Below are 17,000 nucleotides of genomic sequence, written 5' to 3' on the forward strand. Positions count from 1 at the left end.
CCGCACGCCCACCCGATCGCCCAACTCCCCTACGAGGTCTTCGGATCGTGACTGGTGCCCACGCAGTCGGAGTCGACGCTGATGAACATGGAGGACTTGTCGTTGTCCACTCCGACCCCCACACGCCAGCCCGAGTTCTTCTCGGTCGCGGCGACCTGGGTGCCATCCGGATCCGGTGCGTCGAGGCGGTAGCTCTCTTTGACGAAGTGCGCCTTGGCGGCGGCGGCCATGACGGGTTTGGACTGGTCCTGCGGGACATCCAGCTTCAGCTGGTAGGTGTACTCGAAGCGGTGCACCCCGGGCGTCTCGGTGTCGCACTTGTGCCAGGCGGCGCCGTTGACCGACGTCCCGCAGAACCGATCACCGGGCGAATCGCGTCGAGCGTCTGCTCGGTGAGGGTGTGTGCCTTCTTCTCCACCGAGGCGGGCGAGGCGCTGCCGTGGTTCATGATGTCTCCGCAACCTGCTGTAGCCATGGCCAGGACGGCGATGACGATGGCGCTCTTCGTGGTTCGCTTGGGTCTGCTCATGTTCCCATCACCGGCGCACGTCACTTGAAGAAGTCGGTGACCGTGTGGACGACGTTCTTGCCGCTGTCCTTCAGGTCGCTGCCGACATCTTTGATCTCGTGTCCCGCGCTGTCGAGGTCGCCGGTCACCAGGTCGGTTCCGGTGCCTATGAGGCCGTTCTCTGCCTGTCCGAAGTCGTGCAGAGCGTCGCCGGAGTCCTCGTTGCGAGGCTTTGTCGACGGTCACGCCCGGCGACCCGACGAAAACGGCGTCGTCGGCCTTCATGTGGGCGTGCGCGAACGCGTCGCCGACGAGTGTGGTGCCGTAGCTGTGCCCGATCACTGTGACGTGACTTGCGCCAGTGTGGTTCGTGGCAAGGGAGTTGACGAACGCGGCCAATTTCGGAGCGCCGGCGTTGGCGAAGTCCGGCGTCGCCGGACCGGGGACGGCCCAGCCGGGTGCGTCGTAGCCGAGCCAGAAGATCGACGCAGTGGAGTTGGACTTGTGGCTTCTCGCCGATTTGTAGAGGGTCACGGCCCGGTTCAGGTCGTGTGTGGCTCCTCCATCCAGCGTTGATCCAGTACCAGGTACGTACACAGCGGTGTTTGACGCCTTGTCCGGGTTGCCGAAGGACAGCGCTACGTGGCCGTTGCCGATGTTGTCGTAGCCCAGCAAGAACATGGGCGGTTTGGTGATGTCCGAGACGTTGTTCCACAAGTCCTTCAACCGCTGCGGGCAGTCCGGCTTCTGGACCTCCGCCTTCAGCCTCAGACGGTTCAACTTGTCGGCCACGTCGGCGGGAAGTCCCTGGAAGGCCGTGATGTCGTCCGGCGCCGCGTCGGAGTACGCCTTGAGGAAGCTCGGTCGTTCAGGTGCTTGCGCAGGTCGCTCTTGACCAGGTCGATCGACGCCTTGTCCTTGGTGGCGGCTGCCTGCTGGTACAACGCGTAGTCGGCGGCACCGATGGAGAACGGCTCAGGGATGTGGATTGTGGTGGCGTTCGGGTGGACCTTGTTCGCTGCCACGGCGAGCGCGTGGCGCCTGCGGAGGTCGGGCAACTGATCCTGTGTCCACGCTGCAATTGCGCTCAGCTTCTGCAGGCCCGAGGTGTCAAGGCCGTACTTGCCGAACTGGGACGTCAGGGACCGGCAGGACCCGGTCAAGGTGTTCGAGCCGCTGTCCATCTTCGCATCGGGCACTCCAGGGGAGGCCCAAGGCAGTGTCAGGGGCGGGATTCGAAGAGGTCGAACCAGGTGGATTTGCCGTCGCCGCGGGGTTCGACGCCCCAGGCGTCGGCGAGTTCCTCGATGAGGAAGAGGCCGCGGCCGGAGGAGGCGAGTTCGCCGGGGGAGCGGGGGTGGGGCATGTCGTCGGAGCGGTCGGCGACCTCGACGCGGAGGCGGCGGGTGCCGGGCATGCCGATCACCTCGGCGATGAGGACCGCGTCGTCGTCGGTGTGCACGAGGACGTTGGTGATCAGCTCGGAGACGAGGAGTACCGCGGACTCGAACTGGTCGGGGGAGGTCCAGTCGTGCAGGAGGGAGCGGATGTCCTCGCGCGCGGAGCGGATCTGCCCGGGGTCGGACTGGGAGACGGTGAGGACGGTGCGCCGTATCGGTACCGCGCAGGTCGGCCCGTCGGGGTCGCGGCGCAGCAGCAGGAGTGCGATGTCGTCCTCGCGGCGGTCGGCGAGCGGCCCGGTGGTGTGGTGGGAGGCGGGGCCGTGTACCGCCCGCACCATGGAGTCGGCGAGCTGCTCCAGATTGTCGGCGGGCCCGGCCTCGAAGACCTCGCGCAGCCGTAGCCACCCGGTGTCGAGGTCGTGCCCGCCGGTCTCGATCAGCCCGTCGGTGCACATCAGCAGCACCTCGCCGGGTTCGAGGACGAGCCGGGTGGTGGGGTAGTCCGTGTCGGGCTCGATGCCCAGCGGCAGGCCGCCCGCGGTGCGCCGCATGATCGTGGTGCCGTCGCCGAGCCGGATCGCGGGTTCGGGGTGCCCGGCGCGGGCCACCTCGACGGTGCCGTCGGCCGGGTCGACCTCCAGGTAGAGGCAGGTGGCGAAGCGTACGTCGGGGGTGCCGCCGGGCTCCTCGGCCCAGGTGTCGGCGCCCAGGCCGGCCAGGAACCGTGAGGTCCGGGAGAGTACGGCGTCGGGACTGTGGCCCTCGGCGGCGTAGGCGCGCAGCGCGATCCGGATCTGGCCCATGATCCCGGCGGCCCGTACGTCATGGCCCTGGACGTCGCCGATGACGAGGGCGGTACGGCCGGACGGCAGGTCGATCACGTCGTACCAGTCGCCGCCGACCTGGAGGCCGCCACCGGTCGGGACGTAGCGCGCGGCGACCGCCATCCCGTCGATCTCGGGCTCGCGGGCGGGCAGCATGGTGCGCTGCAAGCCGTCGGACAGGGCCCGCTCGGACTCGTGCAGGTGGGCGCGGGAGAGCGCCTGGGCGAGCATGCGGGCCACGGTGGTGAGCACCGACCGCTCGTCGGGCGTGAAGTCGACCCGCTCGCGGAAGGCGGCCATCCAGGCGCCGATGGTGGACCCGGCGACGGTCAGCGGGAGGTACGCCCACGAGGAGCGGCCGTACGGCTTGATGAGCGGCCAGCTCATCGGGTACCGCTCTTCGTACGACTCGGGGCTGGGCAGGTAGACCGCCTGGCCGGTGCGCACGGCGGTGACAGCGGGATAGTCCGTGGTCAGCGGCATGTCGAGCAGAAAGGGGTCGCCCAGTTCCTGCCCATGGTGGCCGATCAGCGACAGCCGGTCGCCGTCGACACCGAAGACGGCCAGCCCGTCGGGGGAGAAGCCGGGCATGGACAAGGTGGCGGCGACCCGCAGCACCTCGGAGGTGGAGTCGGCCTCGGCGAGCGCGCGCCCGGCGTCCAGCAGGAACGCCTCCCGGGCCCGCCGCCAGTCGCCGTGGGCGTTGTGGCTGCGGGCCAGGCCGGACAGGCCCGCGCTGTGGCCCAGGCCGTGGCCGTGTCCCGGTCCGTTGCCGGGGCCCTGCCCGTCGTAGGGCGCGGAGGGCTCGCGGATCTCGTGCAGGCTGCCGCTGAGCAGGGGGCCCTGCGGCCGTACCCGGGCCCGGACGGTGCGCTCCACCTGGCCGTTCTCGGCGACCACGCGCAGCAGCGCCTCGGCCACGGTGCCCTCGGCGGCGGCGAGTGACACGGAGCCGGCCAGCGCGACGTAGTCGGCGGGGTGCAGTCGGGCGCGCACCTCGGATGATCGGCGGGTGGCGGCTCCGCCGGGCAGTCCGAGCAGGCGGGCCGCACGACCGTCGATCGCGACGGTGCCGGTCGATTCGTCCCACTGCCACAGTCCGTAGCCCGCGGCGGCGAGGACGTCCTCTGTGCGCATTTTCCTAGTTTATGGTGCTCCGGATGGTATGGGCCAATAGATCCCTGTGGAGGGTGGGGGGAGGGGCGCCGGTAGGCTGAGCCCCACCGATTTCCCGACACCAGACCACCGACGACTTCTGTCACATCCCACGCCTAGGACGAAGCTGATGCACCGGTACCGGTCCCACACCTGCGGCGAGCTGCGCGCCACCGACGTCGACACCGACGTCCGCCTGTCCGGCTGGCTGCACAATCGCCGCGATCTGGGCGGCATCCTCTTCGTGGACCTGCGCGACCACTACGGCTTCACCCAGCTCGTGGTGCACCCTGGCTCCCCGGTCTACGACCGGCTCAGCGGCCAGTCCAAGGAGTCCGTGCTGCGGGTGGACGGCCGCGTGCTCGCGCGCTCGGCGGAGAACGTCAACCCGGAACTGCCCACCGGCGAGGTCGAGGTCGAGGTCACCTCGCTCGAAGTGCTGGGCGCCGCCGAGCCGCTGCCGTTCCCGGTCTTCCCCGAGGACAACGCCAACGAGGAGATGCGGCTCACCAACCGCTTCCTCGACCTGCGCCGCCAGCGCATGCACCGCAACCTCATGCTGCGCACCCAGGTGATCTCCTTCCTGCGCCGCGAGATGACCGCGCTCGGCTTCAACGAGATGGCCACGCCGATCCTGTCGGCCACCTCGCCCGAGGGCGCCCGCGACTTCCTGGTGCCCTCCCGGGTGCACGCCGGCAAGTTCTACGCGCTGCCGCAGGCGCCGCAGCAGTTCAAGCAGCTGCTGATGATCTCCGGGTTCGACCGCTACTTCCAGATCGCGCCCTGCTTCCGCGACGAGGACTCCCGGGCGGACCGCTCGCCCGGCGAGTTCTACCAGCTCGACGTCGAGATGAGCTTCGTGGAGCAGGAGGACGTGTTCGGCGTCATCGAGAAGGTGATGACCGACCTGTTCACCGAGCTGGGCGGCGGGCGCACCGTCACCTCGCCCTTCCCGCGAATCCCCTTCCGCGAGTCGATGCTCAAGTACGGCAACGACAAGCCCGACCTGCGCACCTCGCTCGAACTCGTCGACGTCTCCGGGATCTTCGCGGACTCCGGGTTCAAGGCGTTCGCCGGCAAGCACGTCCGCGCGCTGGCCGTGCCCGACACCGCCGACCAGTCGCGGAAGTTCTTCGACTCGCTCGGCGACTACGCCGTCTCGCTCGGCGCGAAGGGCCTGGCCTGGGTGCGGGTCGGCGACGAGGGCGCGCTCACCGGGCCGATCGCGAAGTTCCTCACCGAGCAGGACACCAGCGCGCTGCTGGCCGCGGTCGGCGCCAAGGCGGGCACCGCGATCTTCTTCGGCGCCGGGGAGTTCGACGAGGTCTCGAAGATCATGGGCCCGGTGCGGGTCGAAGCGGCCCGGCGGGCCGGGCAGTTCGACGAGGGCGTCTTCCGCTTCTGCTGGATCGTGGACTTCCCGATGTTCGAGCGGAACGAGGACACCGGTGCGATCGAGTTCTCGCACAACCCGTTCTCCATGCCGCAGGGCGGCCTCGAAGCGCTGCGCACGAAGGACCCGCTGGACATCCTCGCCTGGCAGTACGACATCGTGTGCAACGGCATCGAGCTGTCCTCCGGCGCGATCCGGAACCACGAACCCGAGGTGATGTACGCGGCGTTCGAGATCGCCGGGTACTCGCGGGAGACGGTGGAGGCCGAGTTCGGCGGGATGCTGCGGGCGTTCCACTTCGGCGCGCCCCCGCACGGTGGCATCGCGCCCGGCGTCGACCGGATGGTCATGCTGCTGGCGGACGAGCCGAACATCCGGGAGACCATCGCGTTTCCGCTCAACCAGAACGCCCAGGATCTCCTCATGGGTGCGCCTTCGGAGGTCCCCGACACCCGCCTGCGGGAGCTGCACCTCCAACTGCGCAAGCCCGCGCAGAAGAACTAGTGCCCCTCCCGGCAAGGTTTGCCCCGCTCGCCGCCCTGGCGCGGCCGTCCACGGCGTTGCCGCATCGGCCGAGTAGGCCCACTACGAGGCCGCTGCGGCGCCTTGCGGACGACCACGCCAGCACGCCTCGCTTACCGGGCAAACCTTGCCGGTCGCGGCACTAGTGCGTAGGCCGTAGGCCGTACGAACACCACAGAGCCCGCCCGGCTGCGCTCAAGTGCCGGGCGGGCTCGGTGGTGTGTGCGCCGCTACGCGTCCGCGTCCGGGTCGCCGCCGAAGCGCTCGGTGAACGCGGCCAGGTCCTCGTCGGTGATCTTGGCGAAGAGGACCGGCGGCACGGTGAACGGGGTGCCGGCGGGCACGGTGGTGAGAGCGCGGGCCTGGTCGGCGGTGACCCAGGGCGCGTTGTCGCCGGGCAGCTCGAACGCGGCGCGCATGGCGCGGGCCGAGGCGGGGATGAAGGGCTCGGAGACGACCGAGTAGAGGTGGATGAGGTTCATCGCGGTGCGCAGGGTGAGCGCGGCGCCCTCGGGCGAGGTCTTGATCTCCATCCAGGGCGCCTTCTCCTCCAGGTAGGAGTTGCCCGCGCTCCACAGCGCCCGCAGGGACTGGGCGGCCTTGCGGAACTGGAGGGTCTCCATGTGGTCTTCGTACTCGGCCAGGAGTGTGGAGATCTGCTCGCCGAGCTTCGCCTCCGCCGCGCCGGGGGCGCCGCCGTCCGGCACCGCGTCGCCGAACCGCTTGCGGGAGAAGGACAGCACGCGGTTGACGAAGTTGCCGAGCGTGTCGGCGAGGTCCTTGTTGACCGAGGAGGTGAACAACTCCCAGGTGAAGGAGGTGTCGTCGGACTCCGGCGCGTTGGCGATCAGGAAGTAGCGCCAGTAGTCGGCCGGCAGGATCTCCAGCGCGGCGTCGGTGAAGATGCCGCGGCGCTGCGAGGTGGAGAACTTGCCGCCGTAGTAGTTGAGCCAGTTGAAAGCCTTGACGTAGTCGACCTTCTTCCACGGTTCGCGGGTGCCCAGTTGGGTGGCCGGGAACATCACGGTGTGGAAGGGGACATTGTCCTTCGCCATGAACTCGGTGTAGCGGACCGGGTTTTCGCCGCCGTCCGCGTCATACCACCACGACCGCCAGTCGCGGGTCTCGCCCTCGCCGGCGGCGTCGGCCCACTCCTTGGTGGAACCGATGTACTCGATCGGCGCGTCGAACCAGACATAGAAGACCTTGCCCTCGGCAGCAAGCTCCGGCCAGGTGTCGGCGGGCACGGGGACACCCCACTCGAGGTCGCGGGTGATCGACCGGTCCTGGAGCCCCTCGGTGAGCCACTTGCGGGCGATCGAGGACGCCAGCGTCGGCCAGTCCCTGCTGCTGGCGTCGATCCACGCCTCGACCTCGCCGGCCAGCTTGGACTGGAGGAGGAAGAGGTGCTTGGTGTCGCGAACCTCCAGCGCGCTGCTTCCGCTGATCGCCGAGCGCGGTTCGATCAGGTCGGTCGGGTCGAGCACGCGGGTGCAGTTCTCGCACTGGTCGCCGCGCGCCTTGTCGTACCCGCAGTACGGGCAGGTGCCGACGATGTAGCGGTCGGGCAGGAAGCGCTCGTCGGCCAGCGAGTAGACCTGCCGGACGGTGCGCTCCTCGATGAAGCCGTTCTCGTGCAGGGTGCGGGCGAAGCGCTGGGTGATGTCGCGGTTCTGCGCGGAGGAGCTGCGGCCGAAGTGGTCGAAGGACAGCTCGAAGCCGTCGTAGATGGCCCGCTGCGCGTCGTGCGCCTGGGCACAGAAGACGTCGACCGGCAACCCGGCCTCCTTGGCGGCGAGTTCGGCAGGGGTGCCGTGCTCGTCGGTGGCGCAGATGTACAGCACCTCGTGGCCGCGGTCACGCAGATACCGGGAGTAGACGTCCGCCGGGAGCATGGACCCCACCATGTTGCCCAGGTGCTTGATCCCGTTGATATAGGGCAGGGCTGAGGTGATGAGGTGACGAGCCATTGCAGGCTGCTCCCAATTCGTTGCGCGGAGTGAGTAATTCGTCTACGGACCGTCAATAGCGTATCTGACCCGAACAGGTGGTTACCGACTGTTGATAAGTCGGCACCACAGCCCCGAAGGTCGGCCCTGAAGATCACCGCGCGTGACTGCACATGCACATGCACGTGCACATGCACGTGACTTGGCTACGAGTTATGATTCGAGTACCAGACGAGGCACAGGTGTAGGAGTCGCTGATGCGCCGGACGCACAACGGAATGGCTGCGGAGGATCTCTCGGAAGCGGCCTGGCAGAAGAGTCGGCACAGTAATGCCAATGGCACCTGCATGGAGTTCGCCGCCCTGCCGGACGGCGAGGTCGCGGTGCGCAATTCCCGCTTTCCGGACGGGCCCGCGCTGATTTACACCCGGGCCGAGATCGAATCGATGATCATCGGCGTGAAGGCCGGCGAGTTCGATCATCTGATGCCCTAGCGGATCGGCGTCCGACCTGGTATCGGTCCCGATCTTCGCCTTCAGGAATCCCGTCCAGTACCCGGCTCCGGTTCACCGATGGTGGTGTCCCGAAGCCGGTTCGGCGGCGTGCCTATGCCCCGACGTACCTACGCCCCGACGTGACGATGCCCCGAAGTTCCGGCGGTCCCGTAGTCCGGCCGCACGAAGTCCGGCCGCGCGAAGCGTGGGGACGCCCGGCCGTCTCGCGGGAAGGGAAAGTCAAAGCGCACTGTCGCCGGGCGCGAGGAAAAGCGCCCAGACCACCTTTCCCGCCCCGCTCAGCGGATGCCAGCCCCAGTTCTCGCTGAAGGACTCCACCAGGTGCAGCCCGCGGCCGGTCTCGGCGACGTAGTCGGCGTCTTTGGCGATCGGCGCGACCCCGCTCGGGTCGCGCACCGCACACACCACGCGTGACGTCCAGCGCACCAGGCTCAGTTGGACCGGCCTGCCGGGCGTCCCGATCGGCACCGCGTACCGCAGCGCGTTGGTGACGAGCTCGGAGGCGACCAGTTCCATGGCGTCGCGCAGTAACGGGAGATCCCAGCGCTGAAGGGTGGCGCGCGCGAACCCGCGTGCCTCGCGCACCGATTCAGGGGCAGCCGACAGTCCGCACGTGGCTCCGCTGCCGGCGGCGAGTCGCTCTGGCGCGAGTACGCCTTGCCATAACGGTTCCAGCACGGCTGCTGCCTCTGCCCTCATGCGAGCCCCCGAGGTATCTGCACGGTCACCATGCTCATGGATCAGCACCCCACCATGCAAGGGCGTCTGCACGTGCATCTGCAAGGAATTGATGCACGTGACGATGGAGAGTGACTGTATGGGTACTGCGCGCAGCGCATAAGTGGCAGACTGCTGATGAGCTAAGGGCGGAGCGTGACCTATGAGCGCAGGGCAGCCGGGAGGCGGGTCCATCGTGCGACGAATGCTGCTCGGAGCGCAGTTGCGGCGGCTGCGGGAGTCCCAGGGCATCAGCAGGGAGGACGCGGGCTACTCGATCCGCGCCTCCGAGTCGAAGATCAGCCGGATGGAACTGGGGCGGGTCAGCTTCAAGGAGCGTGACGTCGCCGACCTGCTGACCATGTACGGAGTGACGGAGGAGGCCGAGCGGTTGGCCATGCTGGGACTGGTCCGGGAGGCCAACGCGGCCGGCTGGTGGCACGGGTACGGCGAGGTGATGCCGACCTGGTTCCAGACGTACGTGGGGCTGGAGGAGTCGGCGGCGCTGATCCGCACCTTCGAAGTGCAGTTCGTGCATGGCCTGTTGCAGACCGAGGACTACATAAGGGCGGTGATCCGGCTCGGGCACCCCGGCGCGGCCGACTCCTGGGTGGAAAGACGAGTCGGCCTACGCCTGGAGCGGCAGAAGCTCCTCGTCTCCGAGCGGGCACCCCACTTCGTATCGGTGATGGACGAAGGCGCGCTGCGCCGGGCGTTCGGCGGACCGAAGGTCATGCGGGATCAGGTCGGCCACCTCCTCGAAGCGGCCGAGGCGTCCAACGTCGACGTACGTATCCTGCCGTTCGCGACCGGCGGCCATGCGGCGGGCGGCGGCGCCTTCACGCTGCTGAGCTTCCCCGAGTCCGATCTGCCGGACCTGGTCTACCTGGAGCAGCTCACCGGCGCGCTCTACGTCGACAAGCACGACGAAGTGGTCGAGTACACCAAGGCGATGGACGCGCTGGACCGGATCGCCCTGAACTCGGCGCAGTCGGTGGACTGGCTGCACGCGCTCCAGCGCGAGCTGTGAGGCGCGGGGCCGGCGTCGGCCCCGCGCCGGGTGGCTCGCCCGACGTTCGGAAGGAGGGTGGCAGGGATCACGCCTTCGGTACCCCCTCCTTCGACATCTCCGGCACGTACAGTGGCCGGCCGGGTGGCCGCCCGATCCCCGCTGGGCGATGTGATCTGCGTCATATATTCGCCCGGGGGGAGCTGGTAGAAGTTAGGGCTTCGTGTGTCGCGAAAGCCGCCGGACCGAAGGTGTGGGAATGGGCGTTCGTGGGCGTAAGCCCAGGCGGAGCCGAAAACGCTGGATCATCGCCATCGCGGTGTCCTTCGTCCTGCTGGTCGTCGGTGGCGCCGGAGCGATCTACTTCAAGCTGAACGCCAACATCTCGACCTTCGACTCCGCCGGCCTCAGCAAGGACCGCCCGGAGGCCGAACCGGCCGACGCCAACGGCGACAAGGCGGAGAACGTCCTGCTGATCGGCTCCGACACCCGCTCGGGCGACAACGCCAAGCTGGGCGGCAAGGGCACGTCCGGCGACATCGGCCGCTCGGACACCACGATCCTGTTGCACGTCTATCCCGACCACAAGCACGCGGTGGGCATCTCCATCCCGCGTGACTCCCTGGTGGACATCCCGCCCTGCCTGCTGCCGGACGGCAAGTGGTCGCCGGAGCAGCCGAGTGCGATGTTCAACTCGGCGTTCTCCGTGGGCGACACCGCCGAGGGCAACCCGGCCTGCACGCAGAACACCGTGGAGAAGCTGTCCGGGATGCGGGTGGACCACACCATCGTGGTCGACTTCGAGGGCTTCGCCTCCATGACCTCGGCCGTGCACGGCGTCGACGTCTGCGTGCCGAACGACATCTACTCCGGGGACATGAACCCCAACCTCGGGTACAAGGGCAAGCTCGTCCTGCACAAGGGCATGCAGAACCTGTCCGGCCACGACGCGCTCGACTACGTACGGATGCGGCACGGCATCGGCGACGGCTCGGACGTCGGCCGGATGCTGCGCCAGCAGGCGTTCCTGTCCGCCCTGATCGCCAAGGTCAAGGGCGAGGGCATGAACCCCACCACGCTGCTGCCGCTGGCGAACGCGGCGACCAAGTCGCTCACCGTGGACCCGGGGCTCGGCACCGCGGCGAAGTTGATGTCCTTCGGGCTGTCGCTCAAGAACGTGGACCTGAAGAACATCCAGTTCATCACCGCGCCCTGGAAGTACTCCGGGGCGCGGATAGACCTCGTCCACCCGGACGTGGACGACCTGTTCTCCGAGCTGCGGGCCAACCGCACGCTGAACGGGACGAACGCCTCCGGCCAGGTCACCCCGAAGGCCACCCCGACGCCGACGGTCGACGGTTCGGGCATCGCCGTGGCCGTCTACAACGGCACGACCACGGACGGGCTGGGCGGCAAGGCGTCGGACAAGCTGACGAAGTCCGGGTTCACCGTGACCGGCACGTCGACCGCGCGGGCCCAGGACCACGCGACGACCGTCATCGAGTACGGCGCCGCGGAGGCCGGCCAGGCCAAGTCACTCGCGAAGCTCTTCCCGGGTTCCCAGCTGCACCCGCTGAGCATGAGCGGGCTCGACGTGGTGGTCGGCGCTGACTTCGCGAAGTCCGCGGACTCGACGCCCAAGACGCTGTCCAAGTCGGTGACGGACTCGGCCCGCAGCGCCTCCAGCAACCCCTGCGCCAAACTGTCGTACGGGTAAGCGGCCCGCCCGGGTTGCCGGGTCCTGCGGTTCCCGGACCTCGCGGCCGGTCGGTGGTTACGCGCGCAGTTGCCCGCGTCCCTGGATTGGTGGCCCTCTTCTCGCGGAAGAGCCGCGCAAAACCAGGGGCGCGTGGGGGCACCACCCAGGCGAAGCCCTGGGGGAGTACGGAGCGACCAGCCCCCCACCGGCAGGTGGTCCCTCAGCCGGTAGGGCCGGGCAACCCGGGGGGTCCCGTCAATCCGAAACGTGGGCCTCGGCCGTGAGGCGGTCGATGCGGGCGCGGACAAGGTATTCGCCGGGAACGGCATTGCGTGCGCCGAACTCGGCCGCGCGGTCGGCGCCCATGTAGCGCGCGCCGATCCGGGTGCCCCAGTCCTGGAGGGCCACCAAATCCTCCAGCAACTCCGCGGTGCACTCGAAGAGCACGTAGGAGTAGGGCGGCTCCTGGTCGTCCACGCAGAGCGCGAAGTGCGGGTCACGCCGGAGGGCGCGGCCCTTGAGGGTGTCCTGCCCGGTCATGAAGACCACGCGGACGTCGGCGGGGTCGGCGTCGTCGAGGACGAACCAGACGGGGGTGACGTGCGGCCGTCCGTTCCTGCGCTGGACGGCGAGCTTTCCGGTACGAGTGCCGGTCGTGGCGAACTCGCGCCACTCCGCCTCGGTCATGTGCGCCATGGCGAAAGGTTAAGGCCGAACCACCGTGCGTGACGGTCGGCGCGGCGGCTCGGGTACGCCACCGGGCACGCCGCCGGTCCGCGGTCGGCGCGCGCTCAGCCCGCTGCCTTCGCCGGCGAGCCGCCCCGCACCTCCAGGCCGTCGAGCAGTTCGGCGGTGGCCGCGGCGACGGCGGCCACCGCCGCGTCGAAGACCTCCTGGTTGTGCGCGGCGGGCGCGCGGAACCCGGAGACCTTCCGCACGTACTGGAGCGCGGCGGAACGGATGTCCTCGTCATGCACTTCGGGGACCATCGGCGGACGCAGGGTCTTGATGCTTCTGCACATGCTTCCAGTGTGCCGCGCGGGTCCGACATGGGGCAGCGGTGCCGGATGGTGCTCGTGCGCATCGATCCGGTCCACCCCCTTGGCGTGCGGCCCCGGTGGTGCTTCAATGCTGCGCATGGTTAGGAACCTTTCCTAACTAACAGCAAGTGTTGGCACAGCAACCGCAGTTGGCCGCTGCCCGGAACCAGGTCGCGGCCGGAATCGGAGACGCACGTGCACACCTCCCCCCACCGCGCCGGCGCCCCGCGCCGTACCCTGACCCGGCGCACCGCGCTGGCCGCCGCCGCGGCCGTGCTCGCCGCGGGCACCGCGACCCTGTCGATGGCCGGCACCTCCAGTGCCGCGACCGGCACCGGCCTGGACGACCCGCACAAGAAGGAGATGGCGATGGAGCTGGTCTCCTCCGCCGAGAACTCCTCGCTGAACTGGAAGGCGCAGTACAAGTACATCGAGGACATCGGTGACGGCCGCGGCTACACGGCCGGCATCATCGGCTTCTGTTCCGGCACCGGCGACATGCTCGAACTCGTCCAGCACTACACGGACATGGAGCCGGGCAACCCGCTGGCGAAGTACCTGCCCGCCCTGGAGCAGGACAACGGCTCCGACTCGCACTCCGGCCTCGGCTCGGCGTTCGTCAGCGCGTGGAAGACCGCCGCGAAGGACAGCGTCTTCCAGCAGGCGCAGGACGACGAGCGCGACGACGTGTACTTCAACCCCGCGGTGGACCAGGCCAAGGCGGACGGGCTGGGCACGCTGGGCCAGTTCATCTACTACGACGCCATGGTCATGCACGGCCCCGGTGACGACCCGGTGAGCTTCGGCGGGATTCGCAAGACCGCGATGAAGAAGGCGAAGACGCCCGCGCAGGGCGGCGACGAGACGACGTACCTGAACGCGTACCTCGACGCCCGCAAGGCCGCGATGCTCACCGAGGCCGCGCACGACGACACCAGCCGGGTCGACACCGAGCAGCGGGTGTTCCTCAAGGCCGGCAACCTCAACCTCGACCCGCCGCTGCACTGGAAGACCTACGGGGACTCGTACGCGATCCTCACCCTGCCGTAGGACCTGCCGTAGGGCTTGCTGGTCCCGGTACGCTCGCGGGCGTAGAGATCCGATCTCTACGCCCGCCTGCGCGTTCAAGGAGCCGTAAATGCTGCGCTACCAGCTCACCCACCCGACGATTCTTGCCGCGCTCGCGTCGGCAGGCCACGGCTCGCGGGTGCTGATCGGCGACGGCCACTACCCGCACTCCACGGGCGCGCACCCGGCCGCCGAGCGCGTGCACCTCAATCTCTCCCCGGACCGGATGCTGGTCACCGAGGTGCTGGCCGCGCTGGTGGACGCGGTGCCGTTCGAGGCCGCCACGGTGATGACCCCGCCGGCCGAGCAGCCCGAGCCCCCGGTCTTCGCCGAATTCCGTTCCGCACTACCGGAGTTGACCCTCGACGGCCTCGACCGGCACGCCTTCTACGACGCCGCCCGCGGCCCCGACACCGCCCTCGTGATCGCCACCGGCGACCGGCGTACGTATGCGAACCTGCTGCTCACCATTGGTGTGCGCGCGGACTGACCCGCACTTGCCCGCGGCTCTAAGCTGTATCTGTCAAAGGGCAGTGGGTGCCGATCGGCACCGGGCGGATGGGGGAGTAGGCGCGATGCATGCCTGGATATGGTGGGTGGTCGCCGTCTTCGGCCTCGGGGCGGTCAAGTCGGTGAACGACACGGTGCGTACCGCGTTGCGCACCCGCCACAAGCGGCAGATGGAGCGGCTGAAGTCCGCGCAGGCCGAGCGGCGCGAAGTCGCCGCGGCCGGGCGCACGCCGGAGCCGGTATGCGGCTGCACCCACCACCTCGCCAAGCACGACAAGCAGGGCAAGTGCCATGAGGCGGTGGAGGTCCCGACCGCGTGGGACGCCGACCGCAAGCCCACGCAGTACGAAGCGGGCACCTGCAACTGCCAGCAGTACGTCGGCCCGCAGCCGCTCGGGCAGATCTACGCCGAGGAGATCGCGGACCTTTAGCCGTGCCGGTGGCTGTGGCTGTGCCTCTGCCTGTCCCTGCGCCCGTGTCCGTCGCCGGGCCTCACCGGGACGGCGGCAGGTAGGCGCGGAAGGCGCGGGCGCCGTGCGGGGTGGACAGCGGCACCGACCGCCAGTCGCGGGCGAACGCGGGCGGGCGGCCACCCCCGGTGACCAGGACGGCGACCGGCCGGTGGTGGGTCTGCGCCAGCAGTCCGGCCGTGTCGATGCTCTTGTCCGGTCCGCTCAACTGCCGTGACGAGCAGCCGGTGTAGAAGGCGATCGGCACCGCCGAGACGCCGCTGAGGGTGCAGGGCGCGCGGACGCCGTGGGCGTGCAGGCCGTCGGCGACGGCGCGGTACTCCTGGCTGGTGCGGTGGTTGTTGCGGGTGGCGGTGTGCAGGATGGCGCCCTGGATGGCGAGGTGGCCGCACAGCCCGACGGCGACCAGCGCGGTGGCCGCCGGGCGCAGCCGCAACCGGGGCCGCACGGCGGGGAGTTCGCCGGGCAGCGCGCCGGGCCGCCGCTCCGGGGCTTCGTCCGTCCGGCTGCCGGACCGGGTGACCAGCCACCACAGGCACTCGGAGACCGGCAACGCCAGCAGCGCGTACGTCGGCAGCAGGAAGCGCGGGGCCGCGTACGAGATCGTGAACAGGTACGGCACGGCCATCGCGAGCGCGGTCAGTCCGGCGAGCCACACCGCGGAGCGCCGCACCCGGGGCACCACGGCGGCGCCGCCCGCGGCCAGGAACGGCAGCGCGAACCACCACGCCGACGCGTCCTTGTGCCGCCACGGCACATTGCAAGGGCGGCACAGCGCACGGCCGTTGAGCGCGCGGACCTGGTCGTCCACCGCCATGTGCAGGCCCATCCCGCCCTCGACCGCGCTGGAACTGTGCAGCCGCTCGGTCAGACCGCCGTAGCGGACGTACGCCTCGATCACCCACTCCGCGCAGCCGAGCACCACGCCCGCGACCAGCACCGCGAACAGCGCCGGCCGCCGCCAACGCGGCACCGCCAGCGCCACGACGGCCAGCGGCAGCGCCAGCCAGCCCGCGTCCGGCGGGCGCATCAGCCCCACCACGGTGACGCCCGCGGCCAGCCCGACCAGCGCGGCGCGGTCCCGGGGATCGCGGGTGGCCCGCACGAAGCAGCCCACGGCGGCGAGCGCGCCGAACGTGCTCCACATGTTCGGCATGACCTGCGGCCCGTAGAACAGGGTGATCCACAGCCCGGCGAACAGGGCCCCGGCCAGGGCGAGTACGCGCTCGGGCAGCACCCGCCGCCACGCGCGCAGCGCGATGTACAGGCCGATGCCGGACAGCGCCGCCATCCACAGCCGCAGCGCGACCGGGGAGTCGGTGAACTGTGCGACGGGCGCGGCCAGGAAAGAGATCCCGCGGGCCCGCGGGGCGCTGAAGGTCGCCGCCGGAATGTGGCCGCTCACCTGGCTGGTGTAGACCGTCTCGTCCCAGCCGAGCCCCGAACCCGGCAGCACCAGGATCAACTGCGCGGCGACGAACACCGCGCAGACGGCCGCGATCCACAGCCCCCACCGCCGCGCGGGCGCCCCGGCCGCCGCCCCTGCGATGGGCGCGGCCGCCGTCCCGGGTGCCTGCGAGGGGCCTCGGCGTGCAGCGCTCAGCGGTTCGGGCATCGGCGACCTTCCAGCCTCGGGAGTGGCGCGGTACCCCCCGGTTTCGCGAGCGTAGAGGTGCGAAACGCCGAAACCACAGTTGAACGCGCGTGTGCACCTAAAGAGCGGCTATCCGGACGGAAGGTTGCCTCCTGATACCCATCCGTAACCCGCGCACCACGGATCGGAGTCCCGGTCGGCCGCCGGCGTGCCAGGTCAGCGCGCGGAGGGCAGGCGGATGCGGAAGGTGGCGCCCTGATCGGGCTCGGTGTCGAGTTCGACGGTGCCGTGGTGGGCGGTGACGAGCGCGGACGCGATGGCGAGGCCGAGGCCCGCGCCGCCGCCGGTGGCGCGGGAGCGGGAGGCGTCCACACGGTAGAAGCGCTCGAAGACGCGCGCGGCCTGGTCGGGGGTGAGGCCGGGCCCGCGGTCGGCGACTTCGAGGATGCCGTGCCCGCCGCGGGTGCCGACGCCGATCCGTACCGGAGTGCCCGGGGGCGGGTGGGCGACGGCGTTGCCGACGAGGTGGGTGACGACCTGGCGCAGCCGCGCCTCGTCGCCGAGCACCGGCGCCGGTCCTGGCGGGGTGCCGGGGCCGCCGGCGCCGGTGAGGGAGCCCGGGCG

General features: G+C 69.8%; 16 protein-coding genes and 1 pseudogene. 7 read left to right on the plus strand and 10 right to left on the minus strand.

Annotated features, from left to right (window positions below):
• Window positions 1-29: 29 nt before the first annotated feature.
• From AC13HU_RS11860 to AC13HU_RS11875, 4 genes and pseudogenes are all read right to left on the minus strand, one after another.
• Window positions 30-296 carry a hypothetical protein gene (locus tag AC13HU_RS11860; protein WP_483041771.1) on the minus strand — a complete coding sequence of 89 codons (267 nt, stop codon included), beginning with the start codon at window positions 294-296 and terminating at the stop codon, window positions 30-32.
• Between the two features lie 434 nt (window positions 297-730).
• Window positions 731-1,189, minus strand: a pseudogene (locus tag AC13HU_RS11865) (alpha/beta hydrolase); the annotation flags it as partial.
• A gap of 95 nt (window positions 1,190-1,284) precedes the next feature.
• Window positions 1,285-1,692 carry a hypothetical protein gene (locus tag AC13HU_RS11870; RefSeq protein ID WP_483041772.1) on the minus strand — a complete coding sequence of 136 codons (408 nt, stop codon included), beginning with the start codon at window positions 1,690-1,692 and terminating at the stop codon, window positions 1,285-1,287.
• Window positions 1,693-1,730: 38 nt separating this feature from the next.
• Window positions 1,731-3,872: a SpoIIE family protein phosphatase gene (locus AC13HU_RS11875; protein ID WP_483041773.1), complete on the minus strand. Its 2,142-nt coding sequence runs from the start codon at window positions 3,870-3,872 to the stop codon at window positions 1,731-1,733.
• A gap of 148 nt (window positions 3,873-4,020) precedes the next feature.
• On the opposite strand from AC13HU_RS11875, the gene aspS reads away from it, so the two are divergent.
• Window positions 4,021-5,787, plus strand: coding sequence for an aspartate--tRNA ligase (aspS, locus tag AC13HU_RS11880; protein ID WP_483041774.1), 1,767 nt, complete (start codon window positions 4,021-4,023; stop codon window positions 5,785-5,787).
• A 248-nt stretch (window positions 5,788-6,035) separates the two neighbouring features.
• Here the strand turns inward: aspS and metG are convergent, their stop codons facing one another.
• The gene (metG, locus tag AC13HU_RS11885; protein WP_483041775.1) at window positions 6,036-7,775 is read right to left on the minus strand and encodes a methionine--tRNA ligase; all 1,740 of its coding nucleotides are present in this window, start codon (window positions 7,773-7,775) and stop codon (window positions 6,036-6,038) included.
• Between the two features lie 236 nt (window positions 7,776-8,011).
• Here metG and AC13HU_RS11890 point away from each other — a divergent pair, with 236 nt between their 5' ends.
• Window positions 8,012-8,248 carry a DUF397 domain-containing protein gene (locus AC13HU_RS11890; RefSeq protein ID WP_483041776.1) on the plus strand — a complete coding sequence of 79 codons (237 nt, stop codon included), beginning with the start codon at window positions 8,012-8,014 and terminating at the stop codon, window positions 8,246-8,248.
• A gap of 240 nt (window positions 8,249-8,488) precedes the next feature.
• Here AC13HU_RS11890 and AC13HU_RS11895 read toward each other — a convergent pair whose 3' ends face one another.
• Entirely contained in the window at window positions 8,489-8,968 is a 480-nt protein-coding gene (locus AC13HU_RS11895) for an ATP-binding protein (protein WP_483041777.1), read from the minus strand.
• 181 nt (window positions 8,969-9,149) lie between these two features.
• Between AC13HU_RS11895 and AC13HU_RS11900 the strand changes: the two genes are divergently transcribed.
• Window positions 9,150-10,016, plus strand: a complete 867-nt coding sequence (locus AC13HU_RS11900) for a helix-turn-helix domain-containing protein (protein ID WP_483041778.1) — start codon at window positions 9,150-9,152, stop codon at window positions 10,014-10,016.
• Between the two features lie 238 nt (window positions 10,017-10,254).
• Complete coding sequence (locus tag AC13HU_RS11905) at window positions 10,255-11,712, plus strand: LCP family protein (RefSeq protein ID WP_483041779.1); 1,458 nt, start codon at window positions 10,255-10,257, stop codon at window positions 11,710-11,712.
• Window positions 11,713-11,949: 237 nt separating this feature from the next.
• Here AC13HU_RS11905 and AC13HU_RS11910 read toward each other — a convergent pair whose 3' ends face one another.
• Both AC13HU_RS11910 and AC13HU_RS11915 read right to left on the minus strand, forming a co-directional pair.
• A complete protein-coding gene (locus AC13HU_RS11910; protein WP_483041780.1) occupies window positions 11,950-12,390 on the minus strand; it encodes a PPOX class F420-dependent oxidoreductase in 441 nt (146 codons plus the stop codon).
• A gap of 95 nt (window positions 12,391-12,485) precedes the next feature.
• Window positions 12,486-12,716, minus strand: a complete 231-nt coding sequence (locus AC13HU_RS11915; RefSeq protein ID WP_483041781.1) for a DUF2277 domain-containing protein — start codon at window positions 12,714-12,716, stop codon at window positions 12,486-12,488.
• A 213-nt stretch (window positions 12,717-12,929) separates the two neighbouring features.
• On the opposite strand from AC13HU_RS11915, the gene AC13HU_RS11920 reads away from it, so the two are divergent.
• From AC13HU_RS11920 to AC13HU_RS11930, 3 genes are all read left to right on the plus strand, one after another.
• The gene (locus AC13HU_RS11920; RefSeq protein WP_483041782.1) at window positions 12,930-13,784 is read left to right on the plus strand and encodes a chitosanase; all 855 of its coding nucleotides are present in this window, start codon (window positions 12,930-12,932) and stop codon (window positions 13,782-13,784) included.
• An 88-nt stretch (window positions 13,785-13,872) separates the two neighbouring features.
• Window positions 13,873-14,292: an RbsD/FucU family protein gene (locus AC13HU_RS11925; RefSeq protein ID WP_483041783.1), complete on the plus strand. Its 420-nt coding sequence runs from the start codon at window positions 13,873-13,875 to the stop codon at window positions 14,290-14,292.
• 85 nt (window positions 14,293-14,377) lie between these two features.
• Window positions 14,378-14,743: a hypothetical protein gene (locus tag AC13HU_RS11930; RefSeq protein WP_483041784.1), complete on the plus strand. Its 366-nt coding sequence runs from the start codon at window positions 14,378-14,380 to the stop codon at window positions 14,741-14,743.
• A 61-nt stretch (window positions 14,744-14,804) separates the two neighbouring features.
• On the opposite strand, the gene AC13HU_RS11935 is transcribed toward AC13HU_RS11930, so the two are convergent.
• Window positions 14,805-16,397, minus strand: a complete 1,593-nt coding sequence (locus tag AC13HU_RS11935) for a hypothetical protein (protein WP_483041785.1) — start codon at window positions 16,395-16,397, stop codon at window positions 14,805-14,807.
• Window positions 16,398-16,592: 195 nt separating this feature from the next.
• On the minus strand, window positions 16,593-17,000 hold a 408-nt coding region (locus AC13HU_RS11940; RefSeq protein WP_483041786.1), incomplete at its 5' end, for a sensor histidine kinase.

Source organism: Streptomyces sp. NH27 (assembly GCF_056859195.1).